Origin of the sequence: Kribbella caucasensis (genome assembly GCF_004361855.1) — a bacterium.
Classification (GTDB): Bacteria; Actinomycetota; Actinomycetes; order Propionibacteriales; family Kribbellaceae; genus Kribbella; species Kribbella caucasensis.
On the sequence record NZ_SNWQ01000026.1, the window covers coordinates 26,506 to 49,052 of the forward strand.

General features: G+C 68.1%; 23 protein-coding genes. 8 read left to right on the forward strand and 15 right to left on the reverse strand.

All coding sequences use genetic code 11. From position 1 onward, the window contains the following. Positions 1–7: 7 nt before the first annotated feature. Positions 8–511, reverse strand: a complete 504-nt coding sequence (locus EV643_RS36450) for a DUF5709 domain-containing protein (protein WP_133804772.1) — start codon at positions 509–511, stop codon at positions 8–10. 91 nt (positions 512–602) lie between these two features. Between EV643_RS36450 and EV643_RS36455 the strand changes: the two genes are divergently transcribed. Further along, positions 603–1,757, forward strand: a complete 1,155-nt coding sequence (locus tag EV643_RS36455) for an FUSC family protein (RefSeq protein WP_133804773.1) — start codon at positions 603–605, stop codon at positions 1,755–1,757. A gap of 492 nt (positions 1,758–2,249) precedes the next feature. On the opposite strand, the gene EV643_RS36460 is transcribed toward EV643_RS36455, so the two are convergent. Both EV643_RS36460 and EV643_RS36465 read right to left on the reverse strand, forming a co-directional pair. After that, entirely contained in the window at positions 2,250–2,693 is a 444-nt protein-coding gene (locus tag EV643_RS36460) for an OsmC family protein (protein WP_133804774.1), read from the reverse strand. 4 nt (positions 2,694–2,697) lie between these two features. Then, a complete protein-coding gene (locus EV643_RS36465) occupies positions 2,698–3,894 on the reverse strand; it encodes a phosphatidylinositol-specific phospholipase C1-like protein (protein WP_133804775.1) in 1,197 nt (398 codons plus the stop codon). Between the two features lie 147 nt (positions 3,895–4,041). Here EV643_RS36465 and EV643_RS36470 point away from each other — a divergent pair, with 147 nt between their 5' ends. Continuing rightward, complete coding sequence (locus tag EV643_RS36470; protein ID WP_133804776.1) at positions 4,042–4,674, forward strand: TetR/AcrR family transcriptional regulator; 633 nt, start codon at positions 4,042–4,044, stop codon at positions 4,672–4,674. 65 nt (positions 4,675–4,739) lie between these two features. On the opposite strand, the gene EV643_RS36475 is transcribed toward EV643_RS36470, so the two are convergent. The 3 genes from EV643_RS36475 to EV643_RS46155 form a co-directional block, all read right to left on the reverse strand. Further along, positions 4,740–5,141 (reverse strand): DUF3592 domain-containing protein, encoded by a 402-nt coding sequence (locus tag EV643_RS36475; RefSeq protein WP_238166056.1) that lies wholly within the window; start codon positions 5,139–5,141, stop codon positions 4,740–4,742. Positions 5,142–5,434: 293 nt separating this feature from the next. Continuing rightward, a complete protein-coding gene (locus tag EV643_RS46150) occupies positions 5,435–6,385 on the reverse strand; it encodes a hypothetical protein (RefSeq protein ID WP_238166057.1) in 951 nt (316 codons plus the stop codon). 95 nt (positions 6,386–6,480) lie between these two features. Next, complete coding sequence (locus tag EV643_RS46155) at positions 6,481–7,395, reverse strand: DUF5107 domain-containing protein (protein ID WP_238166058.1); 915 nt, start codon at positions 7,393–7,395, stop codon at positions 6,481–6,483. An 89-nt stretch (positions 7,396–7,484) separates the two neighbouring features. Here EV643_RS46155 and EV643_RS36485 point away from each other — a divergent pair, with 89 nt between their 5' ends. Beyond that, complete coding sequence (locus tag EV643_RS36485; protein WP_133804777.1) at positions 7,485–9,140, forward strand: FAD-binding dehydrogenase; 1,656 nt, start codon at positions 7,485–7,487, stop codon at positions 9,138–9,140. 115 nt (positions 9,141–9,255) lie between these two features. Next, positions 9,256–10,434 carry a 3-hydroxybutyrate oligomer hydrolase family protein gene (locus EV643_RS36490; RefSeq protein WP_133804778.1) on the forward strand — a complete coding sequence of 393 codons (1,179 nt, stop codon included), beginning with the start codon at positions 9,256–9,258 and terminating at the stop codon, positions 10,432–10,434. On the opposite strand, the gene EV643_RS36495 is transcribed toward EV643_RS36490, so the two are convergent. From EV643_RS36495 to EV643_RS44450, 3 genes are all read right to left on the reverse strand, one after another. Next, the gene (locus tag EV643_RS36495; RefSeq protein ID WP_133804779.1) at positions 10,431–11,354 is read right to left on the reverse strand and encodes a serine protein kinase RIO; all 924 of its coding nucleotides are present in this window, start codon (positions 11,352–11,354) and stop codon (positions 10,431–10,433) included. The two genes, EV643_RS36490 and EV643_RS36495, sit on opposite strands and share 4 nt — an antisense overlap. A 151-nt stretch (positions 11,355–11,505) precedes the next feature. Next, positions 11,506–12,201, reverse strand: a complete 696-nt coding sequence (locus EV643_RS36500) for an NIPSNAP family protein (protein ID WP_238166059.1) — start codon at positions 12,199–12,201, stop codon at positions 11,506–11,508. 149 nt (positions 12,202–12,350) lie between these two features. Then, the gene (locus EV643_RS44450) at positions 12,351–12,494 is read right to left on the reverse strand and encodes a GPGG-motif small membrane protein (protein WP_166665715.1); all 144 of its coding nucleotides are present in this window, start codon (positions 12,492–12,494) and stop codon (positions 12,351–12,353) included. 244 nt (positions 12,495–12,738) lie between these two features. On the opposite strand from EV643_RS44450, the gene EV643_RS36505 reads away from it, so the two are divergent. Further along, entirely contained in the window at positions 12,739–13,716 is a 978-nt protein-coding gene (locus EV643_RS36505) for a TIGR03557 family F420-dependent LLM class oxidoreductase (protein ID WP_133804781.1), read from the forward strand. On the opposite strand, the gene EV643_RS36510 is transcribed toward EV643_RS36505, so the two are convergent. Next, the gene (locus EV643_RS36510) at positions 13,696–14,322 is read right to left on the reverse strand and encodes a UdgX family uracil-DNA binding protein (RefSeq protein WP_133804782.1); all 627 of its coding nucleotides are present in this window, start codon (positions 14,320–14,322) and stop codon (positions 13,696–13,698) included. The genes EV643_RS36505 and EV643_RS36510 overlap by 21 nt on opposite strands. Before the next feature lie 165 nt (positions 14,323–14,487). Between EV643_RS36510 and EV643_RS36515 the strand changes: the two genes are divergently transcribed. Beyond that, complete coding sequence (locus EV643_RS36515) at positions 14,488–15,306, forward strand: sigma-70 family RNA polymerase sigma factor (RefSeq protein WP_133804783.1); 819 nt, start codon at positions 14,488–14,490, stop codon at positions 15,304–15,306. Here EV643_RS36515 and EV643_RS36520 read toward each other — a convergent pair. The 4 genes from EV643_RS36520 to EV643_RS36535 all read right to left on the reverse strand — a co-directional run bounded on the left by EV643_RS36520 (position 15,257) and on the right by EV643_RS36535 (position 19,720). Beyond that, positions 15,257–16,003 carry a DUF8692 domain-containing protein gene (locus EV643_RS36520; RefSeq protein WP_133804784.1) on the reverse strand — a complete coding sequence of 249 codons (747 nt, stop codon included), beginning with the start codon at positions 16,001–16,003 and terminating at the stop codon, positions 15,257–15,259. The two genes, EV643_RS36515 and EV643_RS36520, sit on opposite strands and share 50 nt — an antisense overlap. Positions 16,004–16,109: 106 nt before the next feature. Next, a complete protein-coding gene (locus tag EV643_RS36525; RefSeq protein ID WP_133804785.1) occupies positions 16,110–16,433 on the reverse strand; it encodes a plasmid stabilization protein in 324 nt (107 codons plus the stop codon). A gap of 62 nt (positions 16,434–16,495) precedes the next feature. Continuing rightward, positions 16,496–17,509 carry a DNA topoisomerase IB gene (locus tag EV643_RS36530; protein WP_133804786.1) on the reverse strand — a complete coding sequence of 338 codons (1,014 nt, stop codon included), beginning with the start codon at positions 17,507–17,509 and terminating at the stop codon, positions 16,496–16,498. Positions 17,510–17,545: 36 nt separating this feature from the next. Further along, on the reverse strand, positions 17,546–19,720 hold the full coding sequence (locus EV643_RS36535) for an alpha/beta hydrolase-fold protein (protein ID WP_133804787.1): 2,175 nt from the start codon (positions 19,718–19,720) through the stop codon (positions 17,546–17,548). A gap of 292 nt (positions 19,721–20,012) precedes the next feature. Here EV643_RS36535 and EV643_RS36540 point away from each other — a divergent pair, with 292 nt between their 5' ends. Together EV643_RS36540 and ku are read left to right on the forward strand one after the other, a co-directional pair. Next, the gene (locus EV643_RS36540) at positions 20,013–20,879 is read left to right on the forward strand and encodes a hypothetical protein (protein WP_133804788.1); all 867 of its coding nucleotides are present in this window, start codon (positions 20,013–20,015) and stop codon (positions 20,877–20,879) included. A 34-nt stretch (positions 20,880–20,913) separates the two neighbouring features. After that, on the forward strand, positions 20,914–21,819 hold the full coding sequence (gene ku, locus EV643_RS36545; protein ID WP_133804789.1) for a non-homologous end joining protein Ku: 906 nt from the start codon (positions 20,914–20,916) through the stop codon (positions 21,817–21,819). Between the two features lie 14 nt (positions 21,820–21,833). Here the strand turns inward: ku and EV643_RS36550 are convergent, their stop codons facing one another. Further along, complete coding sequence (locus EV643_RS36550) at positions 21,834–22,526, reverse strand: hypothetical protein (protein ID WP_133804790.1); 693 nt, start codon at positions 22,524–22,526, stop codon at positions 21,834–21,836. Positions 22,527–22,547 lie beyond the last annotated feature (21 nt).

Here is a 22,547-nt window from a genome sequence, read left to right on the forward strand (position 1 = left end):
GGGTTTGTCAGTCCTCCGGGTCGCCTATGTCACCGAGGTCTACGTCGGACAGGTCTTCGAGGTCTGATTCGTCCTCGTCATCCAGTTCGAAAGGTTCTTCGTCGTCGACTGTGTGGACGGCTGCTTCCTCGGCGCTGGCGGCTGAGCCGTCGATACCGACATCCTCGGCGATCAACTCGGACTCCTGGTCCTCGTGCGCACCCTCATCCGGCGCGACCAGGCGCCCCGAACGCTCCACACCGACCTCCGGACCAGCCACGTTCTCCGGGTCCTCGGCGTACGGGTCGACGTCGGGTTCCTCCTGGGCCAACCGCTGGTCCAGTGACTCGCCCTGCACCGCCTCGTCGGCGGTGGTGCCGAATCCCTCGCCGGCCGACCACTTCTCCGGCGGCGAGTAGCCCTCGTCCAGCAGATCGTCGACGCCACGGTCGTTCAGCGTGTCCTGCGGCTGCAGCTGGTCCTCGTCGTCGACGCTGTAGCTGCCGTAGTCCTCGCGGTTGTTCTCGGTCATGGCACCACCCTGACCGTCCACCGGAGACGAATCAAGACGGAGCGCAGTACGCCGCCGCGCCCGCGACCGTGGTACCGGAGATGATGGGACCGTGGACCCGGTCAGGCTGACGCTCGAGCAGTTGCGGGAGTTGCGCGACGACATCGCCCCGCAGGCGGCCCGCCGATCCAGGGCGTCGGTCCGCCGCCGGGTGGAGCGCTGGCGGGACCGGGTCTTCTTCATCATCCAGTGCGCCCTCGCCGCCGGTGTCGCCTGGACGGTGGCCCGGCACGTCGTCGGCCACCCGGAGCCGTTCTTCGCGCCGGTATCCGCGATGGTCTGTCTCGGGTTCAGCTACGGTCAGCGGCTGCGCCGGGTGGCCGAGGTGATGGTCGGGGTTTCCGTCGGGGTCGGCGTCGGCGACCTGTTCGTGAAGTTCTTCGGCACCGGCCCCGCCCAGATCGTTTTCGTCATCGCGCTCGCGATGAGTATCGCCGTGCTGCTCGGCGCGGGCACCCTGATGACCACCCAGGCCGGCGTCCAGGCCGCGATCGTCACTACCCTGCTGCCGAACGCCGGCGCCGGGTTCAGCCGCTGGCTGGACGCGGTGATCGGTGGCGTGGTCGCGTTGGCGGCGGCAACGATCGCGCCGGCCGCGGCGATTCGTCGCCCGAGGCAACAAGCTTCCGAAGTGCTGAACGAGCTGGCCGCGATCCTGATCGAGACCGCCGAAGGTCTGCGCGAGAGCGACGAGGACAGGGTCACCGACGCACTCCGCCGGGCCCGGGGCAGCGAATCCCTGCTCGACGATTTGCGCAGCGCGGCCGACGAGGGGGTCGCCGTGGTCCGGCTCTCCCCGTTCCGCCGCCGGCACCGCGGCCGGGTCCAGCAGATCGCCGATCTGGTCGTCCCGCTGGACCGCGCGATCCGCAACATCCGCGTCCTGGTACGCCGCTGCGCCGTATCGGTCTGGCGCGACGAGAAGATGCCGTCGGAGTACCCGATGCTGCTCGAACGACTGGCCGACGGGGTCCGGCTGATCGCGGAATCCCTGTTCGAGCCGCACGCCGACGTCGCCGCCCACCGGGTCCTCGGCGAACTCGGCCGCCGCACCGCCGTGATGCCGATCCCCGGTTCGCTGTCCGGAGTCGTGGTCCTGGGCCAGATCCGGTCGACCATCGTGGACCTGCTCGAGCTCACCGGTACGTCGTACGACGAGGCGCGCGAACTCGTCCCGCTGCGCGCCGACGGGTTGGACGAAAAGTAGCCCCATCGCTGCGGAGAGCACCGAATCAGGAGCCCTCGGCAACGAATGAGAAGTAGGTCACACGAAAAGTTCTGTCAGATCGCCGTCATACCCGCCATCGGCGTGCGTCTCACCGGCATGACGATCCACCGACTGATGGCAGCCATCGCGAGCGAGCAGGTCAGCCTGCGTGGCGAAGACGAGCCCACCCAGACCACCGACGACCGGAACGACGCCGCCGCCGAGCAGCAGTAACGCTCAAGGCACGTGCCGGACGGACGGACCCGGCGGCGCACCCGGACGGTCTTCCCCACCGAGGTAGACCGCACGGATGTCGCACAACGCAGAGGCGCCCTTGCGAAAGCGCCGCCGCGGTCCGTCGAGTGCACCGCCACAGAGGTGCACGGAAAACCACCCGCCGGCTGTCCTGACGCCGCTTGCGCGAGGCTCAGGGCAGCCGGCCGGGTGGTTTTCACGTCCCGGCCGGTACGCCGACAACCGGCGTACCAGTGGCTAGCTTTCGACCGTGATCTCGGTGGTCACCGAGTTCGCGATGAAGCACTCCTGGTGGGCCAGGTGATGCATCCGCTCCAGCGTCTCCGCATCCGGCGTCGGCCCCGCGAAAGTGATCTTCGGGTGCAGGGCGACCTGGGTGACGGCCATCCTGCCGCGCTCGTTCTTCGACATCACCCCGACCGCGTGATCGTCGTACGAGTCGACCACGATCCGCTTCCGCGCCGCGATCGCGAGGAACGTGAGCATGTGGCACGACGACAACGCCGCCACGAACGCCTCCTCCGGATCGACCGGCCCCGGGTTCCCCAGGTACGTCGGATTCGCGGACGCCGGCACCGTCACGCCACCGTCGAAGCGCCACTCGTGATCGCGGTTGTAGGTCTGGTAGGTGAACTCGTGCTCACCCCTGGACCAACTGACGTCGACCACGTGCTCCGACATACCCTCACCTCTCCGAAACGTCGCCCCGGCACCAAGCGGGAGATGACACAGGGTTGCATCGTACGGGAGTGTCGCCCGGCAGTTTGGCCACGAATTCACTGTCGTACCGAGCGGCCATGCCGACCACCGGGAAGTCGGTGGTGACGTACTGCGCACCGCTCTCCAGCGCGATCCCGACCCGGCTGTACTCCTTGTTCAGCACGGTCGACATCGGCTCGTCGGACCGGGTCCGGACCAGGTAACCCTTCCGGACCAGCCGCTGGATCTCGGCCTGGTTCGCGCCCCGCGGGTCGTTCACCATCGTCACCGCGGCGTCCGGCTGACCCTCGGGACCGCGGGTGAAGACGGCCCGGCCCTCCAGGCTCGGCTTGCCCTCGCGGTAGGTGTCGCGGATCGCACCGGGCCCGCCGTTGTCGAAGAAGAACATCACCTTGCTGCGGGCCTGGTCGACCGTCGGCCAGCCCTTCTTCAGCACGGACTGCTCCAGCGTCAGACCCGGCTTGCGGACGTCATCCGGAGACAACAGCTGCTTCTCGCTGAACACCGACCGGATCTCGGTGTCGATGCTGTTCAGGTTGCCCAGGTCCCACGGCGGCGCCTTCACCCCGCCGGCCGCGACCAGCCGCGGATCGGACTGCTTCAGCTCGAGCTGGATCACGATCGGAGCGTGGCTCGGGTTGGCATCGGACCAGGTCTTCACCTGGTTGAGGCACTTCGCGAACGTCGAGCAGGTGGTTCCGTAGTCGAAGTCTGCCCAGTGCAGCACCTTGATCCCGGGCTTGGCCAGGTCCGGATCCGTCAGCGGGCCCTTGCCGGCCAGCTTGCGGATCAGCGGGTAGGTGTAGAGCCCGCCGGCCGGGTCCGGGAACAGGTCCAGCTCGACCATCCGGATGTTCTGCTGTTCGAGCTGGTCCGGGATCGACGCGTGCGAGTAGAACAGGCCGACCGCGCCCGGGTCCTGGGCCAGCTGGATCTTCTTCTCGTCGTCCGGCGCCTCCCGGTGGTAGGCGTTGTGGGCGCCCATGACCTGGACCTGGTTCATCCGCAGACCCGAGCCGTTCCGCGCGTCGTACTGCGTGGCCGTGGTTGGCGCCTGCGCCTGGCTGCCGGCCTGGCCGGTGCTGAGCGCGGTGCCGGCCAAGCCCGCGGCGGCGACGGCCGCGGACGCGAGTCCGGCGGCCAGTTTGCTGCTGATCCGCATGCTGGTGTTCCCCTCGATTCGATCGGGCGGGTGTTCCTCCGGCCGATTCTGCTCGAAGTGAGGTTCCAGGGAGCTGGCGGAAAGCTGTCATCAAACTGAACAGCTCGGGTGGCAACGTTGTCCCTCTGCCACATGCACAATGACCTCATGGTCACCACTACTGCCGGTGAGGAGCCGGGTGCCTACCCGCTGCGCCGGACGCCGACCCAGGACCGGGCCAGCCGGCAGGTCGAGCGCATCCTGGACGCCGCCTGCGCCGAGGTGGTCGAACGCGGGTACGACGCGGCCTCCACCAGCAGCATCGCCAAGCGCGCCGAGATCGCCGTCGGCAGCGTCTACCGGTACTTTCCCGACAAGCGCACCCTGATCCAGGCGATCGAGCGCCGCAACCAGCACCGCTACACCGAGGCCGTCCGCGAACGCCTGGCCTCCGTCGGCGACTGGCGCGAGGCCGTCACCGTCACGCTCGAGACCTTCCGCGAGATGCATCGCACGGATCCCGGCTTCCGGGCCGTCGTGCTGAGCGGTCTGGGCGATCCGGAGCTGGAGGCCACGCCGGGCGAGTTCGACGACCAGCACGCCGGCGAGTTCGCGGAGCTGCTCAGCCAGCGCTTCGGCGCCCGGGACGGTCGCGAGTTCCGCCTCACCGTCACCCTGACCATCACGATGGGCGAGGCCCTGTCCCACCTGGCCGACCGGCTCCCGCCCGAGGATGCGGACCACGTCCTGGCGCAGGGGATCCCCACGCTCCACCGCCTGCTGGAGCCCTACCTGCCGTAGTAACCACGAGAACCCTCGCCTTCTCCCAGGCGAGGGTCCGACCGACGGCGTACTGCAATGAAGAGTCAGGGCATCGGGACCGTAGTGGATGATCTCGGTCCCAGCTGCGGCCAGTGGCTGACCCGGCCGGCCAGTCTGGCCCGGCGCGGAGTCCTGACGTCGTAGCTGACGATCACGCGGTCGTCCACTGCGTACGGATTCCTGCTGCCCACCGGCATCCGGCGGTGGACCTCGAACGGTCCCTCACCGTGCCGGGTGTAGTACTCGACGGTGATCTCGACGTAAGCCGCCGGAACCCCGCCGTCCAGCTGACCACGGACCGGGCCACGAACCCGGGTCACGCGTCCCGCGGTCTTCTCCTCACCGAGGACCAGGCGTCGCCTGGACCCCGCCACCACGTCAGCCAAGATGCATGCCGCGACCAGCAGCACCAGGCCGAAACCACCCACAACAGCGATAGTCAACATGGCACTCCCCCGACGCGCCGCCCGCAAGCAGCGCGGTCGTCGTAGTCGATCCTTCTGCGCGGCCCTTGCCGCACATCCATGAGACGCCAGCTGAAAGGCGTTGGTTCCAGGTTCTGACAAACTGGTTTCAAACGCCGCGTGTCGGGTGTCATTCGAGTGATTGCGGTGTCCAGGTGCGTGCATCGCAAGGCGGAGACGAGGCCTCGATGCGGTGTTCATCGTGGCCTTGTCTCCAACGCGGCGAGGTGCGTGCCTGGGCGCCGCAAGCGCCGAATGACACCCGACACGCGGCGTTAGCGATCTCCGAACATGCCGAACTCGTACTGCGCGGGCACCGGGCGGTCGGTGCCGAGAAGCTCTTGAGTGCGCTGCCAGTACTCCGCGAGCGGGTTCGCCCCTTCTCGTACACCGGCCAGCTCGATGCCCTCGTCCAGCAACCTCTCCGCAGCCGCTGCGTCACCGAGGGCGAGCAGATACCGCACCTGCACAAGGCGGATCCGCGGATCGCTCGACACGTCGGCAGGCAACCGGTCCAGGATCGCCCGGGCCCGCTCGGGGTCCACTTCAAGCGCAGCGTTCACGGCCTCCGCGACCAGGGGCACCAATCGCGGGTTCAACTCGACGGCGCGTTCGTAGGAAGCGAGTTCACCCGTCGTCAGCGCGAGATTACGTAACGCCCACGGGTTCTCCCCCGACCTCTTCCACGCCTCGACGGCGCCAGCCTCATCGCCGTGATGCCAGCGCGCCACACCTCGGTGGTACCAGACCAGCCAGCTGTCCTCCGCGTCCTCCAGCAGGTCCGTCCACCCCACCAGCGTCCCGTCCGGATCCCCGTCGCCCGGCAACCGCCCATCCAGCAACGGCAACCACGCCAGCTCCCGCGGCCCCATCGTCTCCTCCGCGAACGGAGTCCCCGCCGACACCTCCCATCCGGTCCGTCGCAGCTCCAGCGCACCCCACCCGGATCCCACGGCCAGCTGCTCGGTTGGCGCGGAGTCCGCGACCGCCAGCCACTCCCGCTCACGGTCAGCCAGGTCCTCGACCAACGGCTCCAGTACCGCGCCCGCTCCGCGTCGCGCGCTCTCCCAGTCCCCGTGCACCACGGCCGGATCCACCGAGAGCCGCCCGTACGCCTCCAGCCAGCTCCAACTGGTTGCGCCCGGCAACTTCAAGTGTTCCATCTGGGTCCGAGCCAGGCCGGCCTGGATCTCGCAGTACCCGGGTCCGTCCAGCCCTGGCGACAACCACTCCTGCCAACGGCGTCCACCCTTGCCTTCGCCCCAGACGAACAGCTTGCGCCCCCGCAGCGCTTGACTCGAGCCCCGCCCCGCCGCCCCGGTCAGGGTCTGATTCGAGCCCCGCCCCGCCGCCCCGGTCCGGTCCGGCGATCGGTCGACGCCTGGACCAATCCGTTGCCTTCAGCATCGAGTGCGGCGATCCAAGGGTGCTCGACGGGTTCCAGTTCGAAGAAGAAGTCGACTGCCCGGCGGTGCCGCATCGGGTAGGTCAGATCGATCCCGTCGTACTCCGGGACGTCGACGAGGTCGAGCCGGTCGCCGTACCCGAATCGCCAGGCCTGGTCCGCCGGAACCAGGACGCGGGTTTCCGGCGACTGCTCGACGGCGATGTTCGACCACCAGTACGCCGGGACCACGTCGCTGGACGGATTCTGGATCCGCGCGCCGACGTACAGGAGTTCCGAGTCTGCTGGCAGCCAGAGGTCGAGCTGGAGGACGAGGTTGCGGGTGCGCTCCCATTCCCACAGGCGAAGGATCGGGGTGCCGTCGGGTCCGTCGACGCGGGCGGCGTGGAGTGGGGCGTACGTGCCGGTCCAGTGCCCGGTGCTGCCGAGGTTCCACTCGACACCGCCTGCGAACCACGCGTTGCGGAGGGCGAGGTTCGCCGGTTGGAGGACTGGGTTGCGGTAGAGGAGTTCCTGACCGCTGGCCTTGTGGATCAGGGAGTAGAGCCTTCCACCGAGACCGGGGAGGACGGTCGCGCGGAGGTGATCGTTTTCCAGCACCAGGGATGGCAGGGTTTGCTCGACGAGGTGACGGTCGTACCCGTCCTGGTCGAGGCAGGGCAGCATGCTTTGTAGGCCGCCGTACTGAATGTTCTCGCGCAGATCGTCCGGCAGCGAGTCCAGGTTCTCGACCCGGTGCAGCTCTTGCTGGCTGCGCAGCGGAGGCAGTGGGTTCTCCTCGCCAAGCGAGGCGGCAGGCAGGACCAGATCTTGCGCGGAAAGGGTCGTCACACCGCCGATTCTTGCAAGTTTGCGCATGTCCGTCCATCGGGCAGCGGTGTCCGATATATATGGACGACCGAATCAAAGGGGATGGGCAGATGGACGCTGAGGTCATCGTCGTCGGAGCCGGGCTGGCCGGGCTGGCCGCGACCGCTGAACTGGCCGATGCCGGCCGGAAGGTGCTGCTGCTCGACCAGGAGCCCGAGACGTCACTCGGCGGGCAGGCCTTCTGGTCGTTCGGCGGGCTGATGTTCGTCGACTCACCCGAGCAACGCCGGATGGGGATCAAGGACTCCCACGATCTCGCGTTGCAGGACTGGCTCGGATCGGCCGGGTTCGACCGGCTGGACGACGAGGACAAGTGGGCCCGGCAGTGGGCCGAGGCGTACGTCGACTTCGCGGCCGGCGAGAAGCGGTCCTGGTTGCATGCCCAGGGAGTCCGCTGGTTCCCGGTGGTCGGCTGGGCCGAGCGCGGCGGCTACCTCGCCGACGGACACGGGAACTCGGTCCCGCGGTTCCACATCACCTGGGGGACCGGGCCGGGTCTGGTCGCGCCGTTCGAGCGCCGGGTCCGGGAAGCCGTCGCCAAGGGACTGGTGGAGTTGCGGTTCCGGCACCGGGTGGACGAGCTGACCGTGACCGGTGGAGTTGTCGACGGCGTCCGCGGGAAGGTGCTGGAGCCGAGCAGCGTGGCTCGCGGCGAGGCCAGCTCCCGAGATGAGGTGGAGGACTTCGCGCTGACCGCGCAGGCGGTGATCGTCACCTCCGGCGGTATCGGCGGCAACCACGACCTGGTCCGTGCCCAGTGGCCCGCCCGGATGGGCAAACCGCCGGAGAACATGATCTCCGGCGTCCCGGCGCACGTGGACGGCCGGATGCTCGCGATCACCGAAGCGGCCGGCGGCCGGTACGTGAACCGCGACCGGATGTGGCACTACACCGAGGGCATCCGGAACTGGAACCCGATCTGGCCGATGCACGGCATCCGGATCCTGCCCGGCCCGTCGTCGCTCTGGTTCGATGCCACCGGCCACCGGCTGCCGGTCCCGCTGTTCCCCGGTTTCGACACCCTGGGAACGCTCGAGCACATCATGAAGACCGGGTACGACTACAGCTGGTTCGTGCTCACCCAGAAGATCATCGAGAAGGAGTTCGCCCTCTCTGGCCAGGAGCAGAACCCGGACCTCACCGGCAAGGACATCCGGGGCGTGCTCGGCCGGGCCCGCGGCGGCGCGACCGCACCTGTGCAGGCGTTCATGGACAAGGGCGCCGACTTCGTCGTCCGGGACAACCTCGCCGACCTGGTCCGCGGGATGAACGAGGTGGCCGGCCAGGACCTGATCGACGCGGCCGAGTTGGAACGCCAGATCGTCGCCCGAGACCGCGAACTCGACAACACCTTCACCAAGGACCTGCAGATCACCGCCCTGCGAGGCGCCCGCAACTACCGCGGCGACAAGCTGATCCGGGTCGCCTCACCGCACCGCATCCTCGATCCCAAGGCGGGTCCGCTGATCGCGGTCAAGCTCAACATCCTCACCCGCAAGTCCCTCGGCGGCCTGCAGACCGACCTGGACTCCCGAGTACTCCGCGCCGACGGTACTCCGCTCCCCGGCGTCTACGCGGCCGGCGAAGTCGCCGGCTTCGGCGGCGGCGGCGTCCACGGCTACCGATCCCTCGAGGGCACCTTCCTCGGCGGCTGCCTCTTCAGCGGCCGAACCGCAGGCCGCGCCGCCGCAAAAGCAGTCGGCTGACACATCCTGTGTCCTTGAACGACACTCGGCGGGGTGTGGGTGTGTCGCCGGACCATCTGTCTGTGTGGGGGTCCGGCTTCTAGCGTGGCGCGCAGCCGACTCCGGAGGTATGTCGATGCGCCGCCGTCTTGCTTTGCCCGTTGCCGTTCTGCTGCTGGTCAGTGGTTTCGCCTTACCAGCCGAGGCTCACGGCTGCCCCCGGCCGCGGGTGCCGGGAGCTGAGTACCAGGAGGTCGCCTGTCTGGCCGACCTGACCACCGCCGGGACCGTCGCCTCGGGGCACACGAATCCGGCGGACTACGCCGGGCTGACCCATGCGGGGTTGCCGCAGCAGTCGAACGTGCCGGGGGTCCAGATCGACGGGTTCTTCCCCGACACGTCGTACACGAACAAGAACCACGGGTGGAACCACGACTCCCAGTTCGTCATCCGGCTGCCGAAGAAGTGGAACGGCGGGCTCGTGATGTCGGGTTCGCCCGGCGTGCGAGCGCAGTACGCGAATGATCGGTCGATCTCCGACTACGTGCTGGCGAAGGGGTACGCGTTCGCGGCGACGGACAAGGGCAACACCGGCGTGGAGTTCTACCGCGACGGCGTACGGCCCGGCGACGCGATCGTGGAATGGAACCACCGGACGACCCAGCTGACCAGGGCGGCCCGGGCGGTCGTTGCCCAGTACTACGGTCGCCCGGCTCGCGAAGTCGTTGCCGCGGGCATCTCGAACGGCGGCTACCTGGTCCGCTGGCAACTGGAGAACCACCCGGAGCTCTACACCCGTGGCGTCGATCTCGAAGGCACCCTCTGGTCCGCCGACGGGCCGAACCTGTTCACCTTCCTGCCGCCGGCGATCAGGGGCTACGAGCAACAAAACCCCGCGCTGATCACCGGAGCCGGTTTCGATCCGGGATCGGCCTTCCTCTGGGACTTCCACTACACCGTCTACTGGAAGCTGACGCAGCGGATCTACGCGGCCGAGCTCGACCCGTCGTACCAGGGCACCGAGGCGGACTACGACTACGCCAGCCGCCCCGAAGCCCAGCAAGCGGTCAAGCGGATCGCGCTGACCGGGAAGATCGGGCGACCACTCGTCACCTATCACGGCACGTTCGACAGCCTGCTGCCGATCACGCAGGACTCCGATGTGTACGCCGCGATGGTCCGGCAGGCAGGGCGTTCGGCCTTGTTCCGGTACCAGCGGGTCGAGGCAGGCAACCACGTCGACGGTCTCGTCGACGCCTACCCCGACCGGCTGGTCCCGTTGGTACCTCTGCTGCAGCAGGCGATCACGCGTTAGAAGACCATCGTCAGGAGGTCGGCGAACAGTTCTTGTTCGTCGACCTCAAGGCCGCGGTTGGTGAACCAGGTCGCCATGTTGTGGCAGTCCCGGAGGAGGAACTCCATCCCCTTCGGGTTGCCGACGATGTCGATCACCTGCGGCAGGTCGATCATCACGATCCGCTCGCCCTGCGCCAGCACGTTGTACGGCGACAGGTCTCCGTGGGCCAACCCCGCCCTGGCCAACTCGCGCATCCCGTCGCGCACCTGCTCGAAGTACTGGTCGAGCAGCCGTTTGTCCGGACGGACCTGAGCGAGCCGTGGCGCGGCACCACCCTCACCGTCGTCGATGAACTCCATCAGCAGCTCGGTGCCGTCCACCTGGACCGGGTACGGCACCGGGACTCCTGCTTTCCAGAGCCGGCAGAGTGCGTCCCACTCCGCGTAGGCCCATTGCCCGGCGGCGACGCCACGACCGTGTGCGGTCTTCTTCGCCAACGCCCGGCTGTCGCGACTGTTGCGGGTACGCCGGCCCTCGACGTACGCCGTACTGCGGTGAAACGTTCGGTGTTCCTCGGTGCGATACCGCTTGGCGGCGAGCAGTGAGGACTTTCCCGGGTTGTCGCCGATGGCGTCGACAGCCCGTTCGAGCAGGAAGACGTCGGCCTCCTTGCCGGTTTTGAGGATGCCGAGCTCGGTATCGATCGCGGCCTGTTCCGTCACGACCCAATCGGGTCGCGGATCCGGGCCGCGAGAACCGCGCTCGACATCCAGCCAGGTGGTCCAGCGCTGATCGGGACCGAGTTCCTCGTCGACCTGGTGGAACTGGAAGACGAACGCGTCGGCTGGATCGGGCTGGGACTCGTCGCTGGTGAACTCGCCCCAGCGCGCGTCGAGGTCAGAGAATTCTGATTCGGTACGAAAGACGTCGGAAGACATCCGGGGTGCTCCTGAACCTAGAGGTGTGATGGGCGCGGACATGCCGCAGCACAGTGATGGCCATCCGTCAGCCCTCCTCAGGTCCAGGCAGCACTTGTCGCTGCACGAGTCCGACCCAGGATGCCGGGCCGGCTCGGGCAGCGCAATTGATTTATCGCAGCTGGGATCGCGACGTCGGCCGCAGCCGGAGTTCCTGTGGCTTCCGCGCCAGCAGTTCGGGCAGGATCTTGCCCTGCCAGGCCGGCGAGGCGGCCAGTTCGCGCCGATGCTCCTCGTACGCCGCGTCGTCGCGGAAACTCGTCAACCAGACGAGCACGACCTCATCCCGCAACGGCAGCGCGGGGAAGTTGTTCTCCACCACCAGACTCTCGAAGATCGCCACCGGCTCGGCGCCCGTGTCGGCAAGAATCGGCACGACCTGATCCGTGAAGAACTGAACGAAACCGTCATCCGCGGACGCGCGATGGTAGACAGCACCGCCGACGATCGACTGCGGAATCTCAGCCACCCCGACCGGCGGCCTCGGCGACTCGAGTACCGGATAGCGCGGACCCAGCTCGACCGGCTTCAGCAGCAACGCATTGTCGGAGTCGATCATCGTCGCATTGGCCTCCGGCCCACGCGCCCTCCACACGGGCCCGGTGTAGAACCCCTCCAACGCCTTCGCCCGAGCGGGCAGATCGGCGAACCCCCGCAACCAGACGAACCGATCGGGCTGGTCCAGATCCCGGAACTGACCGACGATGTGCATCCCCCACTCTTCCTGCCCCTCCACGAACGCCTCGTCGAACACCCGGATCAGCTCGTCCCGCCGCCCCGGCACCAAGGTGTACTGCCGAAGATCCACAACCGCACAGCACTCCATCAACCAGCCCTCACTCGTCGCCCGTCAGTGCTCCCAGTCAACCCCCAAAACCTGACAAGTGCTGGCAGTGATCCAAAGCAGAGGACTCGACGGCCGCGAGGTGATCGCGACCGCCGAGGACGATCTCCGGGTCAGGTGAAGATGCTCACGCCACCGGGGCCCACCAGCAGGCCGATGACGATGAGCGCGGCACCCATCAGTACCTGGCCACGGACCAGGGAGACGATTCCGGAGATGACGAGGATCGCCGCGATGATCCAGAGCACTAGGCCCATGATCGTTCCTTTCGTGTGGGCCGGGCAGGGTGCCCGGCGGCTGTACCCCGTGTTCTGGCGGTTGGTCGCCGCCCACTCCGGTGCCCCGTGACCAGCGGCGCAAAACGGTCGGGATGCCTTGGAACCAAAGGAAACGCCCGCTCGAGACGCTCCGTGCACCACCCGCCACGCAGTACGGCGAATGCGGTGCCGGCGGATGGGAACCGGGCGGGCATACCCACTCGCGCGAGGTGGAGGAGATGTCGTGAAGTTCGGGTACTTCCTGTCCAGTGAGGAGTTGACGCCGGCGGAGCTGATCGAGCAGGCGCGACGGGCCGAGGAGGCCGGGTTCGATGCGCTCTGGATCAGCGATCACTACCACCCGTGGAACGATCAGCAAGGCCAGAGTTCGTTCGTCTGGTCCGCGATCGGGGCGATCTCGCAGGTCTGCGAACTGCCCGTGACCACCGCGGTCACCTGCCCGACGGTCCGGATCCATCCGGCCGTGATCGCGCAGGCCGCCGCCACCAGCGCAGTACTGCTGAACGGGCGCTTCGTCCTCGGAGTCGGTACCGGTGAGGCTCTCAACGAACATGTGCTCGGCGACGTCTGGCCGACGGTCGACGTCCGGCTGGAGATGCTCGAGGAAGCGGTCGAGATCATGCGCCGGCTGTGGACCGAGGACGGCTTCGTCTCGCACCGGGGCAAGCACTACACCGTCGACACCGCGCGGATCTACACCAGGCCGGACACCCCACTGCCGATCTACATGTCCGGGTTCGGGCCTGAGGCGACTGATGTCGCTGCCCGGATCGCCGACGGCTACATCACCACGTCACCGGACCAGGAGTTGCTCGATCGATTCCGGGCCAACGGCGGCGGCGACAAGCCCGCGCAGGCAGGCTTCAAGGTCAGCTACGCACCGACCGAGGAGGAGGGCGTCGAGCAGGCGCACCGCCTCTGGGCCACCTCCGGCCTGCCCGGCGAACTCGCCCAGGTCCTCCCGTCACCGAGGCATTTCGAGCAGGCCTCCCAGCTCGTCACCAAGGAGTCCACCGCGCGATCCGTCACCTGCGGTCCAAAAGCGGACACTCATCTCGACGCCTTCATGCCGTACGTCGACGCCGGGTTCGACGAGATCTACGTGGCCAACATGGGCCCGTATTCGGTCGACCTGCTGAACCTGTATCGCACCGAGATCCTCCCCGAGCTCCGGGCGCGGTCACTGATCGGCCGGCAGTAGCGCGACGGCGGCCTTGAGATCGTCGACGAAGAGGGCGAAGTCGCGGCGGAACTCCTCCGACCGCACCACCGCCGACGGATGAACGGTCGCCATCGCCGGCGTACCGTCCGGGAGTTCGACCGCCTCGCCACGGTGCTGGGTGACCTTGAAGCCGGTGCCGAGCAGAGCGCGCGCCGCGACCGATCCGAGTACGACGACGAGCGACGGCCTCACGATCGCCTGCTCTGCCCGCAACCAGGGGCTGCAGGCAACGATCTGCCCGACCGACGGGGTCTTGTGGATCCGGCGTTTCCCGCGGGGTTCGAAGCGGAAGTGCTTGACCGCGTTCGTCAGGTAGACGTCGGCGCGATCGATCCCGGCCTCCACCAGCGCCTTGTCGAGCAGTCGCCCGGCCGGCCCGACGAAGATCCGGCCCTGCTTGTCCTCGACGTCCCCCGGCTGCTCGCCGACGAGCATCATCCGCGCTCGCACCGGACCCTCGCCCGGCACCACTTGCTCGGCGTACGACCACAAATCGCAGCCGCGGCATTCGGGGAGCGCGGCCTTGAGCGCGCGCATCCCGCCGCGGTCCGGGACCCAGCGTTGCGCGCCGGTGTGCTCGTTCATGCACACCCTGTTCCCTCGGGGGTGACACCGGACACATCGGCCCGATTTCAAACAGCTGTAACAACCGAGGGGTTGAAATCAGGCAGCCAGGTTTGATGAGGTGGGGAGCAAGTGGTTCAGCCCCCCGCCACCGACCGCAGGCCGACACACGACGAGGTCTCTCCCGTGACGATCGCACCTGTCCTCGCTGCCGACTCGCGGCAGCACATCGCCGACACCACCCAGGAGCTGCTCGAACAAGCCGACGGCGTACCGGATCCGTGGCACCAGCAACTGCTCGACCAGGTGATCATCCTGAACGCGCCGGTCGCCCGCTCGATCGCGTCCCGGTACCGCAGCAAGGGCGTCGACGCCGACGATCTCGAGCAGGTCGCGTACCTCGGCCTGGTCAAGGCCGCGAACGGCTACCGGCTGGACACCTCGACCGCGTTCCTCTCGTACGCCGTCCCGACCATCCGGGGCGAGCTGAAACGGTACTTCCGCGACTGCGCGTGGACCGTCCGGCCGCCGCGCCGGGTCCAGGAGATGCAGGGCAGTATCGCGGCCGCCGAGCCCGAACTGACCCAGCGGCTCGGTCGTCTGCCTAGTGATGAGGAGACCGCCGAGGCGCTCGGCACCGAAGCAGTGGAGATCGCCGAGGCGACGTCGGTGCGCACCTGCTTCAACGCTCTGTCACTGGACGCTCCGGGCGCGGCCGAGGGTGGCACCACACTTGGAGAAACGGTCGCGGCGGCCGAGGACGGCTACGAACTGGTCGAGAACGTCCACACCCTCACTCCGGCGGTGTCCGAGCTGGGCGACCGGGATCGGCGGATCCTGGAGCTGAGGTTCTGCGACGGCCGCACCCAGGAGGAGATCGGCCGCGAGCTCGGTGTCAGTCAGATGCACGTGTCCCGCCTGCTCCGCGGCATCCTCGACCGCCTCCGCGCCGAACTCACCCGCCCGCCGGACCGGCCCGCCCGGCCTTCGACAGCGCGGAGCTGACCTCCAGGACCACACACCCGAGCACGGCACTCACCGCGAACAACTCGCCACCGTCCTCCAACAGGTGCAGCAACTGCAGCCCGGAATCCCCGACCCCGGTGGCGAGCCCGTCCACGAGCATCCCGAACACCGCGAGCTCCAAGCTGACGACCAGCAACCGCCGGTACGCCGTACGGGTGCGCGCGGTTCCGCGGCGATAACCCCATGCCAGCAGCGCCAGCAACACCAGCCCGACCGATCCGGCGAACACGAGCTCGCCCAGATCCTGCATCCGCAACCCGCCGAAAATCAGGTGTTTCGGCTGCTCCCCGACGGCGTGCACGAGAGCGGTCCCGGCCGACTCGTGCAGCGCGAGCAGGTCATCGGCCAGGAGATAGGCGAACAGCAACGCCCATGGCAGAAACGACCGCCGGTTCCCGAACAGCCCGACCCACAACAGCAGCACGACCACCCAGAACAGCTGCACATACCCGAACGACTCCGCGATCCCGTGATCGCCCGAGATGTTGAACGCCTGCGACTTCAGCACCGGCACCCGGGTCGTGACCTGGACACTGCGGTGCGCCAGATGCAGCACGATCATCACCAGATCGGTACACACCAGCAGCCCGATCACCACCGCCGCCGGACCGACCCGCGCCGGCGCCAACCGCTCGGCCAGGCGCCCCGTTGACTCGGTGAAAGTGGATGCGACCATAACGGCACATCCTGCAGGCACAACCAGGCGAGTTACCAGCAGGATCCGATGAGAAAACCCTCATCCGAGCAGGCGCGCGTATCGCAGCCCCGTCGGGGTTTCCGCGTCAGCGGCCGACCGCTTTCTCCAGCTCGGCCTTGGTCATCTTCGAGCGGCCCTTGATGTTCTTCTGCTTGGCCTCGTTGTAGAGCTGGTCCTTGGTCCGGCCCTGGGATCCGCTGTGCGACCGCAGGCCGCCGCGCCGGCTCGAGGAGATGTCGTGCGTCGAGGAGCGGCTCTTCTGCTTCGCCTCGCCCGACCGCGCGCGCTCCTTGTTCACCGTCCGCGCCGCGATCTCCTCGGCGGTGTCCTCACTCCGGCCGCGCTTCTTCAGCCCGGCCTTGATGTGCTCGTACTGCCGTTCACGCTTCTTGCTCGACCCTGCGGGCATGTTGAGCTCCTTTCACACACACTGCCGCCCCGGTACCCCATGCGCAGTCGGGCAATCGGCCCCTATCCGTCCACTTTCAGCAGCCGGGCGACCGAGCGCTCCAGGCGCTCCCGGACCTTCTCGCTGCCGAGGTCGTCCGAGCCGGTGCGGCTGATGGCCGGGGCGATCGTGCGGCCCTGCTCGAACTGCGTGATCACCCTCGGGTCGACGTATGAGCTCCGCGCGACCGAGGGCGTGTTGCCGAGGTGGTCGGAGACGTCGCCGAGCATCGTCCGCACCGAGGATTTCAGCGCCTTCTTGGTAGTCGGCGGGTCTTCCTTGGCCAGGGCAACCGCCGCGTGAACCGTGGCGTTCCAGGTCCGCAGGTCCTTGACCGTGTACCCGTTGCCGACGAGTTCGTGGAACCGCTCGTTGATCAGGCCGGCGTCGATCTCGTGCCAGCCGCTGCGGTCGGTGTAGACCAGCAGCAGCGGGCTGTGGTGCCGGCTGCGTTTGAGCGCACCGACCGCAACCGCGAGCTTGTCGTCCTCAAGCTCGATCACCCGATCCACCCCGCCCTTCGCGGTGAAGTCGAACACCAGCTTGCCCCGCTTGATCCGTACGTCGTCGCGCAGCAGCGTGGCCGCTCCCCGACTGCCGTAGTCCTCGGCGTACTCCGAGTTGCCGGTGCGAAAGACCCCGTGGTCGAGCATTCGCAGCGCCACCGCGAGCACCCGGTCGGGGCCGAGACCCTTGCCGCAGAGGTCACGGTCCACTTGTGCCCGGAACGCGGGCAACCGGCGCGCGAGCCGCCGTACCCGGTCGTGCTTGTCCGCATCCTGCTCGGCTCGCCAGTCGTCGTGGTACAGGTACTGCCGCCGGCCGGCGTCGTCGGTACCGACAGCCTGGATGTGACCGTTCGGATATGGGCAGATCCAGACGTCCTCCCAGGCCGGCGGGATCGCCAGCGTACGGATCCGGTCGAGCGTCTCCGGGTCGGTCACCCGCCCGCCGTCCGCGTCCAGGTAGCTGAACCCCTTGCCCCTCCGGCGCCGGGTCAGGCCGGGCCGATCGGGGTTGCTCCGTCGTAACCGCACACGGCCTCCCTTCTCCCGGCGGACCGGTACCCCGGGCTAGTCCTCCTCTCCGGACGGGGTGAACGTGGTGCGGAAGATGTCGCCGTTGCCCAGGTTTGTTTGGGTTGCGGTGTTGCCGGCGGTGAGACCGGAGACGTACGTCGCGCCGGCGCGGGTCGCGACGTACAGGTTGGCCTCTGCGAAGGCGTCGGCGCCGTCGTCCTCGGTCGTGCCGAACTGGCGGATCCAGGTGCGGGTGTGGTCGGCGGAGTACCTGGCCAGGACCGCGTCGAACTTGCCGAGGCTCGTCTGCAGCGGTCCGTCCGTGAAGGCTGCGACGACGAAATCGCCGGAGGAGTCTCGGGTGATCGCCGCGCCCTTGTCGTTGCCCGGCGTACCGAACTGGTCCTTCCAGGAGATGGTGCCTGAGTCGTTGAGCTGGGCGACGATGATGTCCTTGTCGCCGGCAAGAGTCCCGGCGAAGTCGCCCGCGGAGTAGCCGCTCAGGTAGGTGCCGCCGGAGCCGTCGGCGGCCAGCCCCCAGACCTCGTCGGCGGCCGGCGTACCGAGTTGGTTCAGCCAGGTTCGCGTCCCCGCCGCGTCGAAGCGTGCGACGAAGCCGTCGATACCGCCGGCGGGTTCGCCCAATGAGCCGGCCGTCATCCCGGCCAGGTAGACCGCGTCGCCGCTGGTCGTCAGGGCCATACCTTTCTCCTCGCCGGCGCTGCCGAACTGCCGGGTCCAGACCGGCTGGCCCGATGGGTCGAGCTTGATCAGGATGACGTCCTTGTCGCCCTGGTTCCCGCCGCCGCCAAGGTCGCCCTTGGTGTAGCCGCCGAGGTAGATCGATCCGGACTGATCCGTTGCGATCGCGTAGCCCCGGTCGGCCAGTCCCGATGCGCCGAGCTGGGTGGCCCAGCCGCGGTTGCCGTCGGCGTCGTACTGGACCGCGAAGACGTCGTCCGTGGTGTTGCCCGCATGGTTCCCGTCGAGGTTTCCGGTGGTGTAGCCGGTGACGATTGGTCGGCCTTGCGGGTCCAGCGCCACGCCGTACGGGCGATCCGTGCCGGACGTGCCGAGTTCGCGGGTCCAGAGGCGTGAACCGTCAGGCGCGTACTTCGTCAGGACCACGTCCTTGCCGCCCGCGTGGGGCTGACCGTCGACCGGACCCTCGGCGGCGATCGCCTGGTAGGTGTTGCCGTCCTGGTCGACCGCCAGGCCGCCGGCGCGGTCCTCGCCCGGCGTACCGGACAGGGCCGCCTTCATCGGCGTGGCCGGCGGCTTGCCGATGAACTGGAAGATGTACTTCGCGCCCTCGACGAACTCCGGCTCCCAGATATCCCAGTCGTGGCCGCCGTCGACCACCCGGAACTCGCTGGTCAGGCCTGGCACCCGGACCGCCTGGTTGAAGACCACGTGCGCCTCGAAGTCGAGGTCGTGGGTGTAGTCCTTCGGTTCGGGGTTCTTGTACTCGTCGTCGCCGACCGCGATGAACAGGTGCGACTGCAGTCCCTTACTGGCGAACTGCTTGAAGGCGGTCGGGTAGTTCAGCCGCCAGTAGACCGACTCGGAGAACAGGTCGTTGCCCTTGCCGTAGGCGCCGAACTCGCGCGTACTGGAGTCCGCCGGCGGCAGCGGGAAGTAGACGGCCGGGCTGAGCACGATCGACGCGCCGAACACCTCCGGGTGAACCATCGAGTAGCGCAGTGCACCGGCACCACCCATCGAGTACCCCGCGATCGCACGGCCGCTCCGATCGGCGATCGTCCGGTACGCCGCGTCGACGTGCGGCACCAGATCGCGCAGGTACGCGGTCTCGACCGGACGGCCCGGGTCCGCACCCTTGTACGCCGAGTCGACGTAATAGCTGGCCCGGTTGCTCCAGGGCGCGTCCGGCATGACCGCGATGGTCGGCGGGATCTCGCCGGTGGAGATGAGTTCGTCGAGGCGGCTCTTCACCTGCGTCCACGCGCTCATCGAGTCGCCCCGGCCGTGCAGCAGGTAGATCACCGGATAGCGGCTCGAGGAGGACTCGTATCCGGCGGGCAAATAGACGTTGTAGTCGATGTCCTCACCCAACGTGGCCGACCGCATGCTCGCCGTACCGATCGTCCCGGGTGCGACCGCCTGGGACGTCGCGAGTGGTGCGGCTGGTTCGGCCGTGGGCAGCAGGAAGTTGACCACGAGCGCAGCCGCCGCGGTCAGGCCAAGGGCCGGAAGTCTCGTACGCACGGCATCTCTCCAGTCTCAGTTCCGTCCCCACGCCACCGCCCCGGTCGGGCCCGCTGACGGATCAGGCTCTTTGTAATCGGTTACGTAAACGATTACAAGAGGTCGATAACCGAACTGGCGGGAATAGGCCGGCGAGTCCGGGGCACCAGGACAGGGTCAGATCCGGCACCACAGAGGAGGAAACCGCTACTCCCCACCGGCCTGTCCCGTCGGTGGGGAGCCGTCTGCCGGGCACGAATCGCTCCGGCCGAGCTGATGAACAGCATGCACACGGTCCTGTAGCGTCGTACGGGTGGACTTCGAGGAGGCGGCAGACGCGTTGTACGCCGCACCGGCCGCTGACTTCATTGCCGCTCGCAACGAGCTCGCGAAACAGCTGAAGGCCGACGGCGACCAGCTCGGGTCGACCCGGCTGAAGGCGCTGCGCAAGCCGACCGTGGCGGCCTGGCTGGCGAACCTGGTCGCGCGGGAGCAGCCGGACGAGCTGGACGACCTGGTTGCCCTCGGTGACGAGTTCCGCGAGGCGACGGCCGACCTGGACGGCGAGCGGCTGCGAGAGCTGACACCGAGGCGGCACAAGCTCATCGACCAGCTGGTCCAGGCCGCGGGCAAGCTGGCAGCGGATCAAGGGCAGAAGGTCAGCGCGGACGTCGGCCAGAAGCTGCGCGAGACCTTCGATGCCGGACTGGTCGATCCGGCCGCAGGCGAGGCGGTTCGCGAGGGCCGGTTGAGCAGCGCGCTTCGTCACGTCGGCTTCGGAGTGGTCGACGAGAGCGGCGAGCCGTCTAACGTCACGCCGCTGACGGACGAGCGACGACAGCGGGCGGTGGATCGGCGGAAGGCGTCGAAGGCGGCGGAAGAGGAAGAATCGGCCGCCGCCCGGACCGCACGGGAGCGGGCCGAACGTAAAGAGGAAGAACGCGAGGCGGCCCGTCGCGCCGAGGCGAAGAAGCAGCTGGAGGACAAGGTCGCCGCCGCGGAACTCGCCGAGGCGGTGGTCGAGGACCTGGAGAACCAGCTCACCGAAGCGCAGGACACCCTGGAGGAGATCCGGGTGACGATCCGGCGCCTGACGGCCGAGCTGGACGACGCGAAGAAGACCGCCCGGGAAGCGCAGAAGCAGAGCCGCGAGGCCCGCAAACGCTACAACCGCCTCTGACCTGGGTACCAGGGGTCTGGAGAGGAGCTGACCAATGGCGCGGTCGATCTGGAGCGGGTATGTCAACTTCGGGCTGGTCTCGGTCCCGGTCGGCCTGTACTCCGCGACCCAGGAGCACGAGATCGACTTCCACCAGTTCCAGCGTGGGACGTCCGACCGGATCCGGTACAAGCGGGTCAACGAGCGCACCGGCCGTGAAGTCGACTACGGCAAGATCGTCAAAGGCCATGAGGTCGGCGACGGCGAGTACGTGATCGTCGAACCCGACGAGCTCGACGACATCGCGCCCGGCCGGTCCAGGTCGCTGCAGATCGACACGTTCGTCGACCTGGACGAGATCGACCCGATCCACTTCCAGAAGAGCTACTACCTGGCCCCGTCGGATCAGGAGAACGCCTCGTCGTACGCGCTCTTCCGCGACGCGCTGGAGAAGACGAACCGGGCCGGCATCGCGACGTTCGTGATGCGGGGCAAGGAGTACCTGGCCGCGATCCGCGCGTCGGGCAAGGTACTGGTCCTGGCGACGCTGTTCTTCGCCGACGAGATCCGCGATTCGACCAAGGAGATCGGCGACCTGCCGGTCAAGTCGAAGGCGGACAAGCAACTGAAGATGGCGGTCGACCTGATCGAGGCGATGAGCGGCGAGTGGCGCGCCGCGCAGTACAAGGACAGCTACACCGAGCGGGTGAAGAAGCTGGTCGAGTCCAAGCACAAGGGCAAGGACGTCGTCGTCACCGAGGAGGAGCCCGAGGCGACCGCGACCACCGATCTCGTCTCCGCGCTGCGCGCCAGCGTCGATGCCGCCCGGGCCCGCCGCGCCGGTGGGACCAAGAAGTCCGCCGCCGCGAAGAAGTCGACGGCCAAGAAGGCCACGACAAAGAAGACCGCGGCGAAGAAGACCGCTGCTAGGAAGAAGACGGCCAAGAAGAAGGCCGCTTGAGCAACTCGGTCGGTTTACTCACCGGGTTTGGGGAGGAGGTAGGTGCCTGGGTCGGCTGGGGCGCCGGCTTCCAGCCAGCGGTGGAAGCCTTCGGGGTTGCGGCGTTCGAACTCGTCCAGGCAGATCCGGCGGACCTCGGCGACGGCCTGCCGGTCGCGGGATCCGGCGCCGGCGGCCAGGGTCCTGGTCGTCTCGGACCAGACTCCGCAGAGTTCCTCGATGGTGAGCGGGCACTGGAGTGAGGCGATCAGCTTCTCGTCCTCGATCTCCTGCGTCCGGGTCAGCAGGACCAGTCCCCCGTACTCGGGCTTGCGGCGACGGAAGAACCGCCGGTCCCGGCCGCGACGGTTTGCGCGGCGTTCCCGGCGGGTGCTCGGCAGGATGAAGTCGAGGCCGACGAAGAGCAACGCCGTCAGCATCGCGACCGACAGCCCGGCCGCACCCCAGCCGAGCAACCGCACCAGACCGGGCAGGCAGAGCACCCCACCGGCAGCGCAGACGGCGATCAGGAACGGCGACTGGTACGGCGCTTCGTCGGAGAGGCGCTTGATCACCGCCGCCAACGGCCAGACGAGGGCGAACACCACCGCGAGCACAATCGTCGACACGAACGGTCCGAGCAGCAGCACCCCGGCCAGCAGCCCCGCGGTACCGATCCCCAGACCGGCCGCGATCGCCATCCGCTGAACAGCAGGAGAAAGCCGCATCGCCGCGCTCGCTCATCGTCG

Excerpts from the sequence above, each read along its gene's own strand:
- EV643_RS36490 (WP_133804778.1), top strand. The coding sequence starts at position 9,256 with ATGCGCCGCCGTCTTGCTTTGCCCGTTGCCGTTCTGCTGCTGGTCAGT.
- EV643_RS36520 (WP_133804784.1), bottom strand. The coding sequence starts at position 16,003 with ATGGTCGCATCCACTTTCACCGAGTCAACGGGGCGCCTGGCCGAGCGG.
- EV643_RS36475 (WP_238166056.1), bottom strand. The coding sequence starts at position 5,141 with ATGTTGACTATCGCTGTTGTGGGTGGTTTCGGCCTGGTGCTGCTGGTC.
- EV643_RS36510 (WP_133804782.1), bottom strand. The coding sequence starts at position 14,322 with ATGAACGAGCACACCGGCGCGCAACGCTGGGTCCCGGACCGCGGCGGG.
- EV643_RS36450 (WP_133804772.1), bottom strand. The coding sequence starts at position 511 with ATGACCGAGAACAACCGCGAGGACTACGGCAGCTACAGCGTCGACGAC.
- EV643_RS36550 (WP_133804790.1), bottom strand. The coding sequence starts at position 22,526 with ATGCGGCTTTCTCCTGCTGTTCAGCGGATGGCGATCGCGGCCGGTCTG.
- EV643_RS36485 (WP_133804777.1), top strand. The coding sequence starts at position 7,485 with ATGGACGCTGAGGTCATCGTCGTCGGAGCCGGGCTGGCCGGGCTGGCC.
- EV643_RS36525 (WP_133804785.1), bottom strand. The coding sequence starts at position 16,433 with ATGCCCGCAGGGTCGAGCAAGAAGCGTGAACGGCAGTACGAGCACATC.
- EV643_RS44450 (WP_166665715.1), bottom strand. The coding sequence starts at position 12,494 with ATGGGCCTAGTGCTCTGGATCATCGCGGCGATCCTCGTCATCTCCGGA.
- EV643_RS36495 (WP_133804779.1), bottom strand. The coding sequence starts at position 11,354 with ATGTCTTCCGACGTCTTTCGTACCGAATCAGAATTCTCTGACCTCGAC.
- ku (WP_133804789.1), top strand. The coding sequence starts at position 20,914 with ATGGCGCGGTCGATCTGGAGCGGGTATGTCAACTTCGGGCTGGTCTCG.
- EV643_RS36460 (WP_133804774.1), bottom strand. The coding sequence starts at position 2,693 with ATGTCGGAGCACGTGGTCGACGTCAGTTGGTCCAGGGGTGAGCACGAG.
- EV643_RS36465 (WP_133804775.1), bottom strand. The coding sequence starts at position 3,894 with ATGCGGATCAGCAGCAAACTGGCCGCCGGACTCGCGTCCGCGGCCGTC.
- EV643_RS36470 (WP_133804776.1), top strand. The coding sequence starts at position 4,042 with ATGGTCACCACTACTGCCGGTGAGGAGCCGGGTGCCTACCCGCTGCGC.